Annotated in this window: 15 protein-coding genes; 6 read left to right on the top strand and 9 right to left on the bottom strand. The window is 74.6% G+C overall.

Going from position 1 to position 16,652, the window contains the following annotated elements:
* Window positions 1–110 precede the first annotated feature (110 nt).
* Window positions 111–566, top strand: coding sequence for a TerB family tellurite resistance protein (locus tag AB0C99_RS29455; RefSeq protein WP_362481357.1), 456 nt, complete (start codon window positions 111–113; stop codon window positions 564–566).
* Between the two features lie 127 nt (window positions 567–693).
* Here the strand turns inward: AB0C99_RS29455 and AB0C99_RS29450 are convergent, their stop codons facing one another.
* Window positions 694–1,950 (bottom strand): LysR family transcriptional regulator, encoded by a 1,257-nt coding sequence (locus AB0C99_RS29450; protein WP_362481354.1) that lies wholly within the window; start codon window positions 1,948–1,950, stop codon window positions 694–696.
* Window positions 1,859–2,407: a carboxymuconolactone decarboxylase family protein gene (locus tag AB0C99_RS29445; protein WP_362481351.1), complete on the bottom strand. Its 549-nt coding sequence runs from the start codon at window positions 2,405–2,407 to the stop codon at window positions 1,859–1,861. The genes AB0C99_RS29450 and AB0C99_RS29445 overlap by 92 nt, the downstream gene beginning before the upstream one ends.
* 191 nt (window positions 2,408–2,598) lie before the next feature.
* Here AB0C99_RS29445 and AB0C99_RS29440 point away from each other — a divergent pair, with 191 nt between their 5' ends.
* On the top strand, window positions 2,599–3,183 hold the full coding sequence (locus tag AB0C99_RS29440; RefSeq protein ID WP_362481349.1) for a TetR/AcrR family transcriptional regulator: 585 nt from the start codon (window positions 2,599–2,601) through the stop codon (window positions 3,181–3,183).
* A gap of 50 nt (window positions 3,184–3,233) precedes the next feature.
* Here AB0C99_RS29440 and AB0C99_RS29435 read toward each other — a convergent pair whose 3' ends face one another.
* The 7 genes from AB0C99_RS29435 to AB0C99_RS29405 all read right to left on the bottom strand — a co-directional run bounded on the left by AB0C99_RS29435 (window position 3,234) and on the right by AB0C99_RS29405 (window position 12,540).
* On the bottom strand, window positions 3,234–5,003 hold the full coding sequence (locus tag AB0C99_RS29435) for an AMP-binding protein (RefSeq protein WP_362481346.1): 1,770 nt from the start codon (window positions 5,001–5,003) through the stop codon (window positions 3,234–3,236).
* Window positions 5,000–8,296, bottom strand: coding sequence for an FAD/NAD(P)-binding protein (locus AB0C99_RS29430; protein WP_362481343.1), 3,297 nt, complete (start codon window positions 8,294–8,296; stop codon window positions 5,000–5,002). Before AB0C99_RS29430 ends, AB0C99_RS29435 begins: the two co-directional genes overlap by 4 nt.
* On the bottom strand, window positions 8,293–8,898 hold the full coding sequence (locus AB0C99_RS29425) for a cobalamin-dependent protein (protein ID WP_362481340.1): 606 nt from the start codon (window positions 8,896–8,898) through the stop codon (window positions 8,293–8,295). The genes AB0C99_RS29430 and AB0C99_RS29425 overlap by 4 nt, the downstream gene beginning before the upstream one ends.
* A 179-nt stretch (window positions 8,899–9,077) precedes the next feature.
* Window positions 9,078–9,515, bottom strand: coding sequence for a cupin domain-containing protein (locus AB0C99_RS29420; RefSeq protein ID WP_362481337.1), 438 nt, complete (start codon window positions 9,513–9,515; stop codon window positions 9,078–9,080).
* Window positions 9,508–10,428: a sulfurtransferase gene (locus AB0C99_RS29415; protein ID WP_362481335.1), complete on the bottom strand. Its 921-nt coding sequence runs from the start codon at window positions 10,426–10,428 to the stop codon at window positions 9,508–9,510. The genes AB0C99_RS29420 and AB0C99_RS29415 overlap by 8 nt, the downstream gene beginning before the upstream one ends.
* A 4-nt stretch (window positions 10,429–10,432) precedes the next feature.
* Entirely contained in the window at window positions 10,433–10,948 is a 516-nt protein-coding gene (locus AB0C99_RS29410; RefSeq protein WP_362481332.1) for an HPP family protein, read from the bottom strand.
* An 11-nt stretch (window positions 10,949–10,959) separates the two neighbouring features.
* Window positions 10,960–12,540 (bottom strand): vanadium-dependent haloperoxidase, encoded by a 1,581-nt coding sequence (locus AB0C99_RS29405; RefSeq protein WP_362481329.1) that lies wholly within the window; start codon window positions 12,538–12,540, stop codon window positions 10,960–10,962.
* Between the two features lie 448 nt (window positions 12,541–12,988).
* Here AB0C99_RS29405 and AB0C99_RS29400 point away from each other — a divergent pair, with 448 nt between their 5' ends.
* The 4 genes from AB0C99_RS29400 to AB0C99_RS29385 all read left to right on the top strand — a co-directional run bounded on the left by AB0C99_RS29400 (window position 12,989) and on the right by AB0C99_RS29385 (window position 16,538).
* Window positions 12,989–13,480 carry a hypothetical protein gene (locus tag AB0C99_RS29400; protein WP_362481326.1) on the top strand — a complete coding sequence of 164 codons (492 nt, stop codon included), beginning with the start codon at window positions 12,989–12,991 and terminating at the stop codon, window positions 13,478–13,480.
* 102 nt (window positions 13,481–13,582) lie between these two features.
* A complete protein-coding gene (locus AB0C99_RS29395; RefSeq protein WP_362481323.1) occupies window positions 13,583–14,734 on the top strand; it encodes an acyl-CoA dehydrogenase family protein in 1,152 nt (383 codons plus the stop codon).
* A 28-nt stretch (window positions 14,735–14,762) separates the two neighbouring features.
* Complete coding sequence (locus tag AB0C99_RS29390) at window positions 14,763–15,548, top strand: electron transfer flavoprotein subunit beta/FixA family protein (RefSeq protein WP_362481320.1); 786 nt, start codon at window positions 14,763–14,765, stop codon at window positions 15,546–15,548.
* Between the two features lie 33 nt (window positions 15,549–15,581).
* Complete coding sequence (locus tag AB0C99_RS29385; RefSeq protein ID WP_362481319.1) at window positions 15,582–16,538, top strand: electron transfer flavoprotein subunit alpha/FixB family protein; 957 nt, start codon at window positions 15,582–15,584, stop codon at window positions 16,536–16,538.
* The last annotated feature ends 114 nt before the right edge of the window (window positions 16,539–16,652 follow it).

The raw sequence follows: 16,652 nt of genomic DNA, 5'->3' as shown, positions 1-16,652 counted from the left end.
TTCGGCGTTTCCCGGCACCGGTGAAGCCCGGGGAGGGGCCGGGAACCACGGGGCCCACTGGTACGTTCTACAAGCCAGTAGAAACAACCGACGTCTGGAGTGCTTGCCCCATGGCCCTGTGGGACCGCATCAAGGAGTCCGCATCGACGATGCAGACCCAGCTGCTCGCCAAGAAGAACGACCTGAAGAGCGGCGCCTTCCGCGACGCGAGCATGGCGATGTGCGCGCTGGTCGCCGCCGCGGACGGCACGATCGACCCGTCCGAGCGGCGCCGTGTCGCCCAGCTCATCGCGACCAACGAGGTGCTGCAGAACTTCGACGCGATCGATCTGCAGCGCCGCTTCGACGCCAACCTCGACAAGCTGGCCGCCGACTTCGACTTCGGCAAGGTCAGCGTGCTCCAGGAGGTCGCCAAGGCGAAGAAGAAGCCGGCCGAGGCCCGCGCCGTCGTGCAGATCGGCATCATCATCGGCGGCGCCGACGGCGACTTCGACAAGACCGAGCAGGGCGTGGTCCGCGAGGCGTGCTTCGCGCTCGACCTGCCGCCGCACGAGTTCGACCTGTAGGCGCTCGCCGCACGGCACGTGGAAGGTGCCGCGGCGCACCGCCGTCCTCGGGGCCCGGTCGGGGGCTTGGGTCCGGGGAGGGGGCGGTGTGCCGCGGCACCGGTTCAGGGGCGGGACTGCCCGCGCCTCAGGGGGCGCGGCGGCCCGCGACACCCGGGTCGAGGGCCGGGAGCGCCGCCGGGTCCTCCCGCCCGTCCGGGTAGACGGCGCAGGCGAGCGCGGTGGCCTGGCGGAGCGTCTCGGTGAGGTTCTCCCAGTCGAGCGCGGGGCGGTCGTCGGCGCGCGCGGAGACCAGCGAGGCGTTCCAGCGCATCCGGGGGACGCCGGGCAGCGGGCGCAGTCCGGTGGCCTCGCGCGGGGAGGCGGCGAGCGCCATGGGCAGCATCGCGCAGCCGAGCCCGGACTGGGCGGCGGCGCGGACCCCGGCCATGGAGCCGAGCTCGTGGATCTCGGGCGGCCCGTCGGAGCGGAGCCGGAGGAATTCGGGCAGCCAGCGCTGCGAGGGACAGTCGGGGTCCGCGATGACCACCTGGCGGCCCGCCGAGGCCCGGCCGCGGGCCCGGGAGACCCCGGTGACGGGCACGAACTCGACTTCCTGGAGGCGTACTTCGGTGAGGTCGTCCGGGCGTTCGGCGCGCGGCTGGTCGGGCAGTCCGGCCGGTCCCGCGATGGGGTCCTCGGCCTCGACGACGGTGAGGACGAGCGCGCCGTCGATCGATCCGGCGCGGAAGGCGTCGTGGATCTCGGCGGTGCCCATCACCCGCAGGGCGAGCTGGACGCCGCACAGCAGCCGGCGGCCGATGTGGGTGACGCGGGCGAGCTGCTGCCCGTACGCGAGGGCGGGGACGATGCCGACGGTCATCCGGGGCGGGGGCGCGGCGGGGCGGCGTAACGCGTTCTCCATCTCGCCGACGAGGGTGAGGATCTGGCGCGCGTAGTCCGTCAGGACGGTGCCGGCGCGGGTGAGGCGCACGCCGTTCGGGAGGCGTTCGAAGACGGGCTCGCCCACCTGGCGTTCCAGGGCCCGCATCTGCGCGGTGACGCTGGACTGCGAGTACCCGAGGCGGCGGGCCGCCTGCGTGAAGGACCCGGTGAGGGTCACCTCGCGGAAGGTACGAAGGGTTCTTGCGTCGATGTCCACGTGAATAACCCCCTTGCCGCCCCCCGGCGGCAGCTGGCACTCGGATGACAGGTCACGCCACCCGTTCGATCGCCCCGGTCGCTCTGTCACACCACAGGGGTGCCGGCACGCTCCCTCGCGCGCCGGCACCCCTGGTCGGCCGCGAAGGACTCTACTCGGCGAGCCCGGCCGGGACCAACGGAAAGTCCAACTCCGGTTGCGCAACGTGATTGAAGAAGTTGGACAGCACGTTGAGCGCCACATGTCCGACGATTTCGGCCAGTTCGGCGTCGGTGACGCCGGCGGCGCGGGCGTCGGCGAGGGCCGCGTCGGTGACCCGGCCGCCGGTCTCCATGATCGCGCCGGTGATCCGCAGCACCTGGTCCATGTGCGGGTCGCCGGCGTCGGCGCCGCGGCGGGTGTCGAGCAGCTCCCGCTCGCTGAGGCCGACCTTGCCGCCGCGCATCGTGTGCGCGGAGACGCAGTAGGTGCAGTCGTTGCGCTGGGCGATGTAGAGCGCCAGCTGCTCGCGCTGCCTCGCGTTGAACGCGCCGCCGACCAGCGACTCGCGCAGGGCGAGGTAACCGCGCAGCGCGGCCGGGCCGTTGGCGAGGGCGGCGTAGAGGTTGGGCAGCTTGCCGAGCTGCTTGAGGGTGCCTTCGAGCAGCTCGCGCTGCTCCTCGTTGGCGGTGTCGACGGTCAGTTGGGGCAGGCGGGGCATGACGCTCTCCTTGAGCCGTACGCAAGACGGAGTCGCGAAACGGGATCGCGCGACGAAATCGCGGGACGAATCGCAAGACGGAACTGATCGGTACCATCCTGACGGTACCGATCGGTTCCGCCCGGCGCAATGGGAGGCGCCCGGTCCGGTACGGGGATCCGCCGCGACGGAACCGAGTGGTACCGTCTGGTATGGCCACGAACGCTAAAGAACGGCTCCTCAGCGCGGCGGAGCGGCTCTTCTACGAGGAGGGCATCCGGGCCGTCGGCATCGAGCGGATCCTCTCCGAGTCCGGGGTGGGCCGCGCCTCCTTCTACCGCCACTTCCCCAGCAAGGACGACGTCGTCGTCGAGGTGCTGCGGCGGCGCGACGGCATGTGGCGGGCCTGGCTCAACGGCCGCATCGAGGCGAGCGCCCGCGAGCGCCCCGAACTGCCGCTCGCCCTCTTCGACGGGCTCGCCGAGCGCTTCGCCTCGGCCGACTTCCGCGGCTGCGCCTTCATCAACACCATGGTCGAGACGGCCGACCCCGAGAGCCCGGCCCACCACGTGGCCGCCGAGCACAAGGAGAAGGTCATCGCCCGCCTCGACGGGCTGCTCGCCGACGGCGGCTACCGCGACCACGAGAACCTCGCCCGCCAGCTCGCCCTGCTCGGCGACGGCGCCATCGTCACCGCTCTGCGCGAGGGCACCACCGAGGCCGCCGTCCGCGCCCGCGCGGTCGCCACGGTCCTGCTGAGCACCGCCGCACGCGAACCGGCGGGCGACCCGGCCTGAGCCCCCGGCCAGGCGCCCCGGCCCGGGGGGGCTCCCGGCCGGGCGGCCCCCTACGGGACGATCCCCCCGTCCGGCCGCAGCGCCCCCCGCCGCACCTTGCCCGAGCGGGTGCGGGGCAGCGACGGGACCACGGCGACGCCCCGGGGGACGAAGACCGGCGCCATCCGCCGCGCCACCAGGGCCGTCAGCTCCCGCTCCAGGAGTTCGGCCTGGTAGGCGTTGCGGATCTCGACCACCGCGTACGGGGCGAGGCCGCCGTGCTCGTCGGGGCCGGGGACCACGGCCGCGTCCGCGACCGCCGGGTGGCCGCGGAGCACCGCCTCGATCTCCATCGGGGAGACCCGGTGCCCGTCCGACTTGAAGACCTCGTCCATCCGCCCCAGCAGCCGGATCGACCCGTCGGCGCAGCGCTCGCCCCGGTCGCCGGTGCGGTACAGCCCGTCGGCGAAGACGGCGGCGGTACGCGGGTCCGGACCGTCCGGACCGTCCGGACCCTCCGCACCGTCCCGCCCGCCCCGCCCGGCCCTCTCGTCCACGTATCCCCGCATCAGCCCCGGCGGCCGGTCCGCGAGGTCCACGCACACCTCCCCCGCCTCCCCCGCGAGGCCCGTCTCCGGGTCCCGCAGCACGATCCGGTAGCCCGGCAGGGGGTGGCCCAGCGGGGAGAGCGGGGCGGGGGTGTCGGGGGCGCGGCCGATCAGGGCGGTCGCCTCCGTCTGGCCGTAGCCGTCCCTGACCCGTACCCCCCAGGCGGCCTCGATGCGGTCCGTGACCTCGGCCGTCAGCGGCTCCCCCGCCGCCGTCGCCTCCCGCAGCCTCGGCGCGGCGCGGCCCTCCGTCACGTACGGCAGCATCGCCCGCCACGCGCTCGGCGGCGCGCACAGGCTGCTGATCCGCTGGGCGGTGAGGACGCCGGGCAGCGCGGACGGCGGGAGTCCGCCGTCCGGCGGGGCGACGACGGTGGCGCCGGCCGTCCAGGGGACGAAGAAGCTGGACCAGGAGTGCTTGGCCCAGCCGGGCGCGGACAGGTTGAGGTGCCGGTCGCCGGGGCGCAGCCCGCTCCAGTAGAGGCTGGAGAGGTGCCCGACGCCGTAGCCGGCGTGGGAGTGCTCGACCAGTTTCGGCAGCGAGGTCGTGCCGGAGGTGAAGTAGCAGAACGACGGGTCGGCGGCGCGGGTCGGGCCGGCGGGCAGGAAGGGGCGGCGGCGGGCGGCGTCGCGCGTGTCGGGGTACGGGGTCCAGCCGGGCAGTGCCGCCGAGCCCGGCGCCACGCGCAGCCCGGGTACCGGCAACTCGCCCATCATGTGGATGAGTTCGGGGGCGCAGACGACGTGCCGGACGCGGCCCCGGGCGAGCCGGTCGGCGGCCTCGTCGCGGGTGAGGTCCTGGTAGCCGGGGACGACGACCGCGCCCAGCTTGACGCAGCCGAGGAGCGTCTCCCACAGTTCCGTACGGGTGCCGAGCAGGATCAGCACCCGGTCGCCGGGCCGCACCCCCGCCTCCGCCAGGGACACCGCCAACTCGTCGGAGCGGGCGGCGAGTTCGGCGAAGGTGACCCGGTCGACGACCGGCACCGTGCCGTCCCGGGCGGGGCGGCCGAGGATCTCCAGGGCGGTCCGCTCGTTGCCCTCGGCGACCACGTCGAACCACTCCAGGGCCCAGTTGAAGTGCCGGGCCCGGGGCCACCGGAACGCGGCCTCGGCCGCCTCGCGGTCGCCGCGCAGCCGCAGCAGCAGGTCCCGGGCGGCCCGGTACTCCTCGTGCGCCGCCGTCGCCCGGTGGGCGGCGTAGGCGGCGCCGGGGCGCGCGAGGGTGCTCATTCCGCCGCTCCTCTCAGTGCCGAGGCGATCGCGTCGGCGTCCTTGGTGAAGGAGCCCCACGGGCCGGGCCGTCCGCTGCCCACCTGGGTGAACCAGCGGGTGTGCTCGCTCGGGATGCCGAGCACATGGGTGGTCCGGTCCGGCTCCCCGTCCGCGCCGAGCGGGTGGAACGGCGCTTCGGTGCAGTCCATCCCGCCGGTGGCGAACTCCCGCAGAGCGCCCTCGGGTTCCTCCGCCGCGTTGACGAAGGGCCGGATCCGCCCGTCGGCGAGCAGGCCCCGGATCAGCGGATCGCGGTCGGCGGCCAGGTCGGTGCCGGGGACGCGGGCGTCGACGAGGACGTCCAGCGGGGTCCAGGAGTTCTCCACCGCCGCCGACTCGACCGTGAAGCGGCCCTCGACCGGGTCGGTGCCGAAGCGGGCGCCCGGACCGACGGGTTCCAGCACCCCGGCCGCGAGCAGCGCCAGGAACTGCTCGGACCGCAGCTGCGGGGGCCCGGTCGACACGAGCGAGGCGACCGGCCCGAACACGGCGAGGAACCAGCGGTGCGACTCGGGGGTGAGCCCGCCGAAGTCGACCACGCTCCGGATGGTCTGCCGCACGTCCCGCAGCACGTCCGCCGCCGCCTTCATCGGGCCGTCCGCGTTGCCGAGCCGGGCGTCGCCCAGGTCGGCGCGCAGCCACTCGGTGAGCACCTTGTGGAACTCGGCGGGCGAGCCGAAGCGGCGTTCGCCGAACGGCCGGGCCAGCGCGTCGAGTCCGGTCAGCGGCAGCGGGTCGATCCGGTAGCCGGCGGCGATCCGCTGGAGCACCGCGAGCTCCGGGGCGCCGGACAGCTCCTCCTCCGCGCGCTCGGTGAACTCCCGTGCCGCGTCGGGCCCGTGGACCTGCCGGATCCGGGTGGCCAGCAGCACCGTGTTGACCTCGGCGAGCAGCCACGGCAGCACGGACCGCTGGAAGTCGAGCGGGGCGTGCTCCTCGCGCAGCCGGGCCATCCGCCCGGGGGTGAAGAGGACCGGGCGGTAACGATGGCCGGGCGCCTTCTGGTTGGCGCCCCGGGTGAGCAGCGGGACCCCGCCGCGCGAACCGGCGTGGATCCGGGGCTCCTTGCCGCTCGGCAGGTACAGCAGCCCGTCGCCGCCCTCGGTGAAGGCGCCGCCGCGCCCCAGGGTGAGCTCGGCGAGCACGTCGTAGAAGGTGAGGCCCATGCCGATGACGCCGACGCTCGCGCCCGCCGGGATGTCGGCCAGCGGCATCTCGGCCGCCGAGCCGCCGGGCACGTACCGGACCGGGCGGGCGGGGGTGGAGTGGGCGCGGGCGAACTCCGCGCGGGCGCGTTCCGCCGCGTCCGGCAGGGTGACGGGGTGGCCGGTGGCGAGCACCAGCCGGTCGGCGGTCAGGACGTCGCCGCTGTCGAGCCGCAGCCGGTGGACGCCCTCCGCCCCGGCCCCGTCGGCCCCGACCCCCGCCGCCCCCGCCGCCCCGGCCGGGTCGGTCCCCTCGGCGGCGGCACCGCCCGCGCGGTCGGCGCAGAGCACCCGGGCGGGCACCCGGTGGACGGTCAGGCAGGGCGGCAGGGTCGCCTCGATGCGCTCCATCACGTAGGCGAGGTAGCGTCCGTAGACCCGGCGCGGGGCGTAGCCCTCCGGTTCGGCGTGCGCGGGGTCCTCGGCCGCCCACCACTCGCCGAGGGTGGGTCCGGCACCCGGCCGGTGGGGCCCCGCGTCGGCGGGGCCGGAGAACATGGTGACCTCCTGCGCCGGGGTGTTCATGAGGAACAGCGGCGACTGGTCGGTGCGCCAGATCCGGCCGGCCCCCGGCGCGTACGGGTCGATCGCGTACGCCTCGATCCGGCGGCCCGGCGGGCTCTCGGCGCAGTGGGCGGCGAGGCGCTCCAGGACGGACAGGCCGCGCGGGCCCATGCCGGCGAAGGCGACCCGCAGCGGCGGGCGGACCGGGTCGGCGAGGCAGCGCGGGGCGGGCGGCGGGGCGGGCTCGGGCGGCGGGTCGGTCTCGGCCGCCAGGTCGTGTTCGCGGGCGACCCGGCCGAGCATCCCGGCGAGCTGGCGCGAGGTCATCGGGGTGGTCCTCCGGCTGGTGGTGAGCAGCGGCAGCGCGCCGAGGTCGGTCCACTGGAGCCGGCCGTCGGCGGCGACGGCCGAGCGGGCCGCGCCCCGGTTGTCGGGGTGCAGGCAGAACGGCACGTCGAGCAGGCCCCGGTCGAACGCCTTGAGGAGCGCGGTGCCGAGGTCGTCGGAGAGCGCGAGGACGGCGCCGACGAGGGCGCGGGCCTCGGCGAGGATCTCCTCCGTGTCGGCCCCGGCGGGGCCGCCGCCCGGTGGCGCGGCGGCGCCGTGGCGGGCGCGGGCGGTCCGGGCGGCGTCGGCGGCGACGCGCAGCGCGGTCAGGTTCTCCTGGACGGTGGGGATGCGGTGCGCCTCCGTCTCGGTCTTCACGATGAGGCGCTGGGCCCCGCCGCGCACGGCGAGTTCGGCGCTGCGGCGCAGCAGCAGCCGGGCGCCGGGCACGGTCCGCGGGTAGACGCCCATGTACGTGTAGAGCACGAGGTGCCGGTCGACGGCGGGCGGCAGCAGTTCGTCGGCGAGCAGCCGCAGCGCGGCGAGGGCGCCGGTGTCCTGGGCGGCGTGGGTCTGCTGGGCGTACGAGAGGGAGACGCTGGTGGCGCCGTTCTGCGCGAAGAAGAGGCATTCCAGGACGGAGACGGCGACGAGCAGCGACGGCGGGCAGAGCTGGCCGAGGAGGCAGCCGCCGAAGGATTCCAGGTGGGCGCGGCGGCCCTGGTCGCGGCTCTCCTGGGTGAGGAACTGCACGGAGTCCCGCCAGGCGGCGACGGATTCGGCGAGCGGGGTGCGCCCGTAGGGCAGGCAGTAGGAGACGGGGCCGCCCTCGCTGGCGGCGAGCCCGGCGGCGGTCATGGTGCGGAAGATGGCCATCGGGTCGGCGGAGCCGTGCCGGACCTGGACGGGGGTGCGGCGGCCGGCCGAGGCGGCGACGCGGGCGGTGGTGGCGGGGCCGTGGCTGACGAGCGGGAAGCCGTTGAGGGGCCGTCCGGCGCGCAGGGCGGCGGTGGCGGCGGCGTGGTCGCCGACGCGGGTGTAGCTGTCGATGGTGAGGGTGGCGACGGTCCGCTCGGGGAACTCGGCGACGGCGGTGACGCCGGCGGCCATGTCGGCGGGGGCGACCATGCCCATCCGGGGCTGGACGACGAGTTCTCCGGCCTGGGCGGCCTCGTGGACGAACGCGCCGAGATCGGGCTGCGCGGCAGGGGTCACGCCGCGGCCCGCCCGGTACACGCGCCTCTGAGCGCGGCGGCGGGCACGGCCGCGGGGGCGGCGGCGGGGCCGGCGAGCCGCTTCAGCAGGGCGGTGGGCGCGGTGCCGTCGGCGTACACCTCGGCGTAGCCGGCGTCGAGGAGTTCGGCGGTGCGCCGCTCGGCGCCCTCGGGCGAGATGCCGAGGAGGCCGCCGATGACCATGGGGATCCCCCGGGTGCGCCGGTCCGCGCGCAGGGCGCGGGCGGCGCGCAGCCCGTCCTGGTGTCCGTGGCCGTTGACGGAGGAGAGGACGACGAGGTCGGGGTGGGTCATCCGGGCGGTGTCGACGAGCAGCCGCTCGGGCACGCAGGGCCCGAGGTTGAGCACGGAGTGCCCGTGCTCCTCCAGGAAGAGCTGGAGGTGGACGAGGTTCCAGGTGTGCGCGTCGGAGGATCCGGTGGTGAGCAGGACCCGGCGCGGACTGTCGCTGTCCGGACGGTACGAGGGGTGCATGACGACTCCAGAGACGGTGCGGATGCGGGGTGTGCGGGCGTGCGCGGTCGCGCCCGGGGCGGTGTGCGGGACGCACGGGTGCCCGGGGCGGGAGGGTGTGCGCGGCACGGCGGGGAGGGTTCGCTCGCGGTACGGGCACGGGGTGCGGGTGCGGGTGAAGCGCGGGTGCGGGTGCGGTCCGGGTGCGCCGGTCGGACCGGCCCCGGCGGCGAGGCCGGGACCGGGACCTGGCGACCGACGGCCAGTGACCGGTGACCGACGGCCGGTGCCGGTGGCGGGTGGCCGGATCAGGCCGCGTCGGCGGGTGCGGGCGCGCCGGCGCCCACGCCGGTGGTGATCTCGCCGGCCTCCGGGGTGCGCGGGGAGGCGGGGCGGGCGCGGACGGCGAGGACGGTGCAGCCGGTCGCGCTGGACATCTGGTGGCGGGTGCCGGGCTCCTCGACGACGAGGTCGCCGCGGTGGAAGCGGCGTCCGTCGCTGTGGTCGAGGGTGCCGTCGAGGACCAGCATCAGTTCGTGCCCGAGGTGTTCGTGGAAGTCGCCGTGGGCGCCGGGCGGGAAGCGGAGCAGCAGGGAGGCGGAGTCCTCCTCGCCCGCGTGGCCGGGGCCCCACAGGACGACGAACTCGACGCCCTCGCGGCCGGGTTCGGTCCACGGCGTCCAGGGCAGCTCGGTCTGCTGGAAGCCGTCGCGGAGCACGTCGCGGAAGACGGTGACGTCAGGCACGGGCGGTGACCTCCGAGGGGGTGCGCTGGGCGACGACGGACGGGATGCCGTCGGGGCCCCAGGGCTGGGGGCCGTTGACGATGGGGGCGCCGATGAGGGAGCCGAACTCCCGCCAGGCGCCGTCGTAGTTGCGGATGCCGGTGCGGCCGAGCAGTTCGTGCAGGACGAACCAGCTGTGGGCGGAGCGCCAGCCGACCCGGCAGTAGACGACGGTGGCCCGGTCGTCGGGCAGCGCCCCGTAGGCGGCGCGCAGTTCGGTGTCGTCGCGGAAGGTGCCGTCGGGGTGGATGGCGGTGTGCCAGGGCAGGTGTTCGGCGGAGAGGGCGTGGCCGCAGCGGACGCCGGTGTCCTCGGGGACGCCGGGCGGGGTGTTGCTGTGCCCGAGGTACTCCTCCAGGGAGCGGACGTCGAGCAGGGTGCGGCGGCCGATGTGGTCGAGGAGGTCGTCGCGGCGGGCCCGGATGGACTCGTCGGGTCCGGCGGGCACCGGGTAGCGGGTGGCGGGCCGGTCGGGCGCCTCGGCGGTGAGGGGGGCGCCGAGGGCCTCCCAGCGGGCCCGGCCGCCGTCGAGGAGGCGCAGCTCCCGGTGGCCGTAGAGGCGGAACTGCCAGTAGCCGGCGGCGGCCCACCAGTTGTTGTTGCCGCTGTAGAAGAGGACGGTGTCGTCGGGGCCGATGCCGTGCCGGCCGAGGAGGGCGGCGAAGGCTTCGGGGCCGATGACGTCGCGGCGCACCGGGTCCTGGAGGTCGCCGCTCCAGTCGAGGCGGACGGCGCCGGGGATCCGGCCGGCCCGGCCGCCGCCGTCGTTGCCGCCGTCGGTGATCTCGACGACGACGGGCCGGTCGGGGCCGCCGGGCCGGCCGAGGAGGTCCCGGAGGGCCTCGGCGCTGACGAGCAGGGTGTCTCGGGTCATCGGTTCACCACCAGTACGTCGGGTATTTGGCGATCACACCGGCCTTGGAGGCGATCAGGCCGACGAGGACGAGCAGGGCGCTGCCGAGGGCGAGGAGGACGAGGAAGCGCAGCGGCGCCGGGTGCTGGAGGACGGCGAGGGCGGCGGTGGCGGCGGCCGGGGCGTGCAGGGCGCGCAGCGGCAGCATCACGGCGACGCTGAGTCCGGCGGCGACGGCCGCGACCCACAGGCTGTGCCCGAAGAGGGCGACGGCGGCGAGGCCGAGGACGCCGGAGCCGACTTGGCCGAGGAGGACGTTGCGGGGCTGGGCGGGCGGCAGCGCGGGGGTGGAGCAGATGATCATGGCGGTGGCGGCGAGCGGCGCGATCATCAGGAGGCTGCCGGTGGCCTCGCCGAGCGCCACGAGGACGAGCAGCGAGACGGTGGTGGCGAGGGTGCCGAGGACGGTGGCCTTGGCGCCGGGGAACGGCGGGGCGCCGCTGCCCGTCCGGGGCGGGGTGGCGTTCTGGGTCTGGGTCATCGTTCGTCTCCTCAGCGGTGCGAGCCGGTGAAGTAGCGCTCGGCCTGCCGGTGGACGACCCGGCCGATGCGGTGCCCCATGGCGATGCCGGGCTCGTTGTCGAAACTCCAGTGCATGCCGCCGTACACCCGGGAGATGCCGGCCTGGTGGGCGGCCTCGCTGAAGGTGGGCCAGGTGAGGACGACGTCGGTACGGGGGGTGAGGCCGGGCTCGACGGTGGAGGCGCCGGCCTTGAAGCGGTAGGAGTCGCCGAAGGCGTCGGTGCCGGTGAAGCGGCGCAGGAACTCGGCGGCGGCGCCGGAGAAGGTGCTGTGTCCGGAGACGGTGGCGGGGAACGGGGGCACGGCCACGTACGCCTGCCAGTCGACGCCGTTCATGGTGACGGTGCCCTTGCCGGGGCCGCCCCAGGCCCGGACCCGCTGGCCGCGCCGGTCGTAGGGGATGAGGGTGGAGGGGCGGGCGAAGTCGTACTGGGCCTTGACCGCCCAGGAGCCGATGGCGGCGTCGCACTCGGCCATGTTGAGGCCGAAGAAGAGCTTGGCGTCCTCGTCTATGCCGTGGCCGTCGCGGGCGGAGACGTAGCGGCCCCACATCTGCTGGGCGCCGGGCGGGGTGACGTCGTCGTTGAGCCAGAACTCGGCGATGGCCTTCTGCTCGTCCGTCAGGTTCGCGCTGATGTCGAGGAGTTCCTCGATGGCGGCGGTCATCCGGACCGAGGGGTACGCGGGCGGCGCGGCGACCGTGAACTGGTCGGGGCGGCTGAGCGCGAAGGGCTTCATGACGGCGAACTGCGGGGTGAGGTAGCGCTGGGTCTTGCCGCCGACGATCAGCGGGCTCCAGTGCTCGGGCGCGACGACGAGCGACGGGTCGAAGGCGCCGGCGGTCTGCGGCGGGTTCTTCGGCACGTAGCCGGTGGTGTCGGTGTACGCGGGGGTGCCGAGCTGGTTGGCGCCGTCGGCGTGCCGGTAGTCGAGGACGGCGCGGGCGGTGCGGCGGCCGATCCAGGCGGGGCTGTGGCGGCGCGGGTCGGTGAGCGCCGGGTCGTAGCCGAGGCTGCTCAGCATCGAGTCGATGGCGACCTTGTACTCGGGGAAGAGGTCGAGGAGCGCGAGGTGGGCGGCGTAGCTGACGGCCTCGTTCTTGTGGTCGAGGGTGCGCTCGGCGCGGGGGCGGCGCAGCGCGCCGCCGTAGCGGGTGCCGACGGCGTGGCGGTCGTAACAGGACCAGGCGTCGTAGACGCAGTTGTGGATGATCGCGAGGGCTCTCGCGTTGACGGTGGCGGGGCCGAAGCGGTTTCCGGCGGCCTGGTAGCGGCCGAGGATGGCGTCCATGGCGGCCTGGTTCCAGCGCACCACGACGCTGGGCTCGCCGCCGGCGCCGGGCGCGCGGCGGCCGGTGCGGGTCTCCGCCTCGAACCGCGTGACGGGCGCCGCCACGGCCGTGCCGACGCCGGGGGCGAGCGCGAAGGCGCCGGCCGCGGCGGCGGTGACGGTGAGCACCCGGCGCCGGGTCAGCGGCGCGCGGGCCGCGGGGGCGTCCGTCACGCGGTGCGGGGCGGTGGTCGGGGCGGGTGAGACGGGTCGCTGAGACATCCCTGGTTTCCTTCGCGTGTGGTGCGGGGCGGGAGCGGGTCACTCGTTCGGACAGAGGTCGAACAGAGCTCAGGCTGGCGAGATCCGATCGCGGCGGGCAACGGCCTATCGGCTTCTTCCATCGCGGGCATGCAAGGACTCGATGGGCGTCGCCGCGGCCTCGGGGAGTGGCTAGCGTGGGGGGACGCCGGGCACCGCCGGGACGGGTACGCCGTGCCCTGCGGGCACGGCACCCGGTCCCGCCCGTTCCGGACCGGCGGGTCCCACCCCGGTCACCCTGGCCACCCCGGCGCCGCCCCCCTTCTCGTGGGCGGGCCCGCGGGCCGCCGGCCGCCGGACGCTCCCCCTTCGGACGCGCGTCCCCGTGCGGCCCCGCCGCGAGCGGTCCGCGTCCGCCGACACCTCACCGATCCCGTATCCCGTTGCGATCCGTCTGGAGTGGCCGCGCATGACCGTTTCCTCGCAGCTGACCCCGTCCACCCGCCGTCCCGCGAGCCCGCCCGCCGTGGCGGCACCCGGTTCCCTCTTCGCGCGGCTCGCGCCGCGGCTGCACCGCTTCGGCCTGGGGCTGCTGCGGGCCGGTCTGGGCGGGGTGTTCGTCTGGTTCGGGGTGCTCAAGGCGATCGGGCTGAGCCCGGCGGCGGCGCTCGTCGCCGGGGTGATGCCCTTCGACACGGGCGGCTGGTTCGTGCCGGCGCTCGGCTGGGCGGAGATCGTCCTCGGCGTCTGGCTGCTCACCGGGCGGGCCGGGGCGCTGCTGCTGCCGGTCCTCGGCGGGCATCTGCTGGGGACGTTCGCGGTGCTGTTCGTCACTCCGGAGCTGGCCTTCGACCACGCGAATCCGGTGCTGCTGACGCTGGTGGGCGAGTTCGTGGTGAAGAACGTGGTGCTGTTCGCCGCGGCGGTGGTGCTGACGACGCGCCCGCGCCCCGGCTTCTGAGCGACGGGGCTCCCGGACCACTAGCATCATGGCACTGAGTGTGTTTTGCTGAGGGTACTCAGTGCCAAAGTGCCACAAGCATTGCTAGGGGAGCCCCAGATCATGGCCAAGGACTTCGACCTGTATCGCCTGTCGGAGGAGCACGACATGCTCCGCGAGACGGTCCGCGCCCTCGCGGAGGCGAAGATCGCGCCGTTCGCCGCCGCGGTGGACGAGGAGGGGCGGTTCCCCCAGGAGGCGCTGGACGCGCTGGTCGCGGCCGATCTGCACGCCGTCCACGTCCCCGAGTCCTACGGCGGCGCCGGCGCCGACGCCCTGGCCACCGTGATCGTGATCGAGGAGGTCGCCCGCGCCTGCGGCTCCTCCTCGCTGATCCCCGCCGTGAACAAGCTGGGCTCGCTGCCCGTCATGCTGTCCGGCTCGGAGGAGCTGAAGGCCAAGTACCTCGGCCCGCTCGCCAAGGGCGACGCGATGTTCTCGTACGCCCTGTCCGAGCCCGACGCGGGCTCCGACGCGGCCGGCATGAAGACCCGCGCGGTGCGCGACGGCGACTTCTGGGTGCTCAACGGCGTCAAGCGCTGGATCACCAACGCCGGCGTCTCCGAGTACTACACCGTGATGGCCGTCACCGACCCGGAGAAGCGCTCCAAGGGCATCTCCGCCTTCGTCGTCGAGAAGAGCGACGAGGGCGTCTCCTTCGGCGCCCCGGAGAAGAAGCTCGGCATCAAGGGCTCCCCCACCCGCGAGGTCTACCTCGACAACGTCCGCATCCCCGCCGACCGCATGATCGGCGCGGAGGGCACCGGCTTCGCCACGGCGATGAAGACCCTCGACCACACCCGCATCACCATCGCCGCCCAGGCCATCGGCATCGCCCAGGGCGCCCTCGACTACGCCAAGGGCTACGTCAAGGAGCGCAAGCAGTTCGGCAAGCCGATCGCCGACTTCCAGGGCATCCAGTTCATGCTCGCCGACATGGCCATGAAGCTGGAGGCCGCGCGCCAGCTCACCTACGCCGCCGCCGCCCGGTCCGAGCGCCTCGACGGCGACCTGACCTTCTTCGGCGCGGCGGCCAAGTGCTTCGCGTCCGATGTCGCCATGGAGGTCACCACCGACGCCGTCCAGCTCCTCGGCGGCTACGGCTACACCCGCGACTACCCGGTCGAGCGCATGATGCGCGACGCCAAGATCACCCAGATCTACGAGGGCACCAACCAGGTCCAGCGCATCGTCATGGCCCGCAACCTCCCGTAACCACCCGCCCGTTGAAAGGAGACAGGCCGTGACCCTGAAGATCGCTGTCTGTGTGAAGTACGTTCCCGACGCCACCGGCGACCGCGGCTTCGCCGACGACCTGACCGTCGACCGCGACGACGTGGACGGGCTGCTCTCGGAGCTCGACGAGTACGCGGTGGAGCAGGCGCTGCGGATCGCCGAGGAGGCGGACGACGCCGAGGTCACCGTCGTGACGGTCGGCCCGGAGGCCGCCAAGGACGCGCTGCGCAAGGCGCTGTCGATGGGCGCCGACAAGGGCGTGCACGTCAGCGACGAGGACATCCACGGCTCGGACGTCATCGGCACCTCCGCGATCCTCGCCAAGGCGCTGGAGCGGACCGGCTTCGACCTGATCGTCTGCGGCATGGCCTCGACGGACGGCACCATGGGCGTGCTGCCCGCGCTGCTCGCCGAGCGGCTGGACCTGCCCCAGGCCACCCTGCTCTCCGAGGTGACCGTCGAGGACGGGACCGTGAAGGGCCGCCGCGACGGCGACGCGGCCACCGAGCTCCTGCAGGCCCCGCTGCCGGCCGTCGTCTCGGTCACCGACCAGTCGGGCGAGGCGCGTTACCCCTCCTTCAAGGGGATCATGGCCGCCAAGAAGAAGCCGATCGAGAAGCTGGACCTGGACGCCCTCGGCGTCGAAGCCGACGAGGTCGGCCTCGCGGGCTCCTGGACCCTGGTCGAGTCGGCGGACGCCCGCCCGGCCCGCACCCAGGGCACGATCGTCACGGACGAGGGCGAGGGCGGCAAGCAGCTCGCCGCGTTCCTCTCCGCCCAGAAGTTCATCTGACCGCCCGTCACCACCACTCAGGAGCAAGGAATCATGGCTGAGATCCTGGTCCTCGTGGACCACGCCGACGGTGCGGTCCGCAAGCCGGCCCTCGAACTGCTCACCCTGGCCCGCCGGATCGGCGAGCCCTCGGCGGTCGTCCTCGGCGCCGGGGAGGCCGCGGCCTCCCTCGCGGCGAAGGCCGCCGAGTACGGCGCGGCCACCGTGTACGTCGCCGACGGCGCCGAGTTCGCCGAGCGGCTCGTCGTGCCGAAGGTCGACGCGCTCACCCAGATCGCGAAGGACAAGGGCGTCGCCGCCGTCCTGGTCACCTCCTCCGGCGAGGGCAAGGAGGTCGCGGCCCGCGTAGCGCTGCGGCTGGGCTCCGGCCTGATCACCGACGCCGTGGAGCTGGAGGCCGGCGCGGACGGCCCGGTCGCCACCCAGTCGGTGTTCGCCGCCTCGTACACGGTGAAGTCGGCCGTCTCGCGCGGCGTCCCGGTCATCACCGTCAAGCCGAACTCCACCGCCCCCGAGGCCGCTCCGGCCGCGGGCACGGTCGAGAACGTGTCCGTCGCCTTCTCGGGCAACGCGGCCACGGTCGTCTCCCGCACCCCGCGGGTCTCCACCGGCCGCCCGGAGCTCACCGAGTCGGCGATCGTCGTCTCCGGCGGGCGCGGGGTCGGCGCGGCCGAGGGCTTCGCGGTCGTGGAGAAGCTGGCCGACTCGCTCGGCGCGGCCGTCGGCGCCTCGCGCGCCGCCGTGGACGCGGGCTGGTACCCGCACGCCAACCAGGTGGGCCAGACCGGCAAGCAGGTCTCCCCGCAGCTGTACGTCGCGGCGGGCATCTCCGGCGCGATCCAGCACCGGGCGGGCATGCAGACCTCGAAGACGATCGTCGCGGTCAACAAGGACGCCGAGGCGCCGATCTTCGACCTGGTCGACTACGGCGTGGTGGGCGACCTGTTCGAGGTGCTGCCGCAGCTGACGGACGAGATCGGCGCGCGCTGACCTGGAAGAAAAAAAAAAAGGGGGGTGGGTGGCACTCTGTGCCATCCCCTGGGAGGTGAACCCGCTCGGCCTGTTCTACCGGCACGACTACTTCGAGAAGGCCGGCGTCGATCC

The sequence above is a fragment of the Streptomyces sp. NPDC048659 genome, from assembly GCF_040650575.1.
Lineage (GTDB): Bacteria > Actinomycetota > Actinomycetes > Streptomycetales > Streptomycetaceae > Streptomyces.
Note: the sequence above shows the minus strand (reverse complement) of the source record. Positions and strands in the feature narration are given on the sequence as shown.